At 35.5% G+C, this 1,227-nt stretch carries 1 protein-coding gene and 1 pseudogene; one reads left to right on the top strand and one right to left on the bottom strand.

Annotated elements, in window-relative coordinates:
- A pseudogene (locus ASJ81_RS23330) lies at positions 1-203 on the top strand (ISNCY family transposase); the annotation flags it as partial.
- 64 nt (positions 204-267) lie between these two features.
- Here ASJ81_RS23330 and ASJ81_RS12950 read toward each other — a convergent pair.
- On the bottom strand, positions 268-1,227 hold a 960-nt coding region (locus tag ASJ81_RS12950; RefSeq protein ID WP_095643342.1), incomplete at its 5' end, for an IS66 family transposase.

Genomic DNA, 1,227 nt, shown 5'->3' with positions numbered 1-1,227 from the left:
TTGATGATCAGTATAAAAAGAGAGCTGAATGTGAAAAGATACATGGACATATTAAGGGTACAGTAAAATTCGATATTAGAAGAGTAAGAAATCAGAGTAGAAAACTCTACTCTCTATTGAGTTTCATAGCATATCAACTGATGGTGTTGACAGAATTGCAAAATAAAGTTGAAAGCAAAAATTCATTTGGGAGATACTTTTAAAGAAGTGGATATCAAATTAGATTAGAGATTTTAAAGTATCCTCTTCAAATTGAGTGGAAATCTCTCACTTTCCACTCACTGAACTTCTTTCTCTGATTAGTTGAGCTAAAGATGGCATCTCAAATATACTGCTGACTCTATCACATATGTACTGATATGCACTTACATCCAGTTTCTTTGCTGTCTGAACAATCGTCATAAATGTGTCGTTTGCCTTTGTTCCTTCCTCTGTTATAGTTTGAAGGCTGACATCTCTTTTTCTGACCTTTGCTCTTGCTGCCAGTTCCGCTGCATTGTTATGCAGCGGAACCTCTGGCAAGACCAGAACCTTTAACAGCTGTTCCTTGTTCTCTTTTGTCTTAGCGATTCTTTCATCCAGCTTTTCATATCCTGTTTTGGTAGAAAACAACTGATCAAACTTAACGGATAATTGCTCCGCTACCTCTGAATCTGGTTTTATTCTAAACTTAGAAAGCTCACCATAAAAGTTCCAGTAACTGTTCAGAAAAGCTTTCAGCTTTTCTTTATGATACGGAACTATTGGCCTTAATTTCTTGTAGTTTCTACCGTCATGAATCCAACAAAGAGCATGGTGATATGCAATTTGCCTGAACTGACGTGCATCATCACTTAAAAGTGTGGTAACCACAGGTATGTCTTTACTTTGATGATAGGCCGCAATTGCACAGGCTTCAAGGACTTTCTTCTTAGTAGTTTTATATCCATTAAGTGAGAAAACACAATCCAGTTTTCGACGCATTTCTTCGTCACTGAATATTTTGTTTTTAAAAGACGAGAGTTTTTCCATCCAACTTTGGGAAACATTAAACGTTTTCATCAGATTATATGCTTCATCAGTAAAGCAGTATGTTTTTTCTTTTCCACATAAAAGCACGTCTAAAACATTTTCTCTATTTTTATTGGGAACTGTAAAATAAGCAGTATAATAAGGATTACAAAGAATTTGAGTATAATAATTGACACCATTGACTCTTGCACCTGTATCATCAATCTGCTGATAAGG

The organism is Methanosarcina spelaei, from assembly GCF_002287235.1.
Taxonomy (GTDB): Archaea; Halobacteriota; Methanosarcinia; order Methanosarcinales; family Methanosarcinaceae; genus Methanosarcina; species Methanosarcina spelaei.
This window is presented reverse-complemented; position numbering and strand designations above follow the sequence as displayed.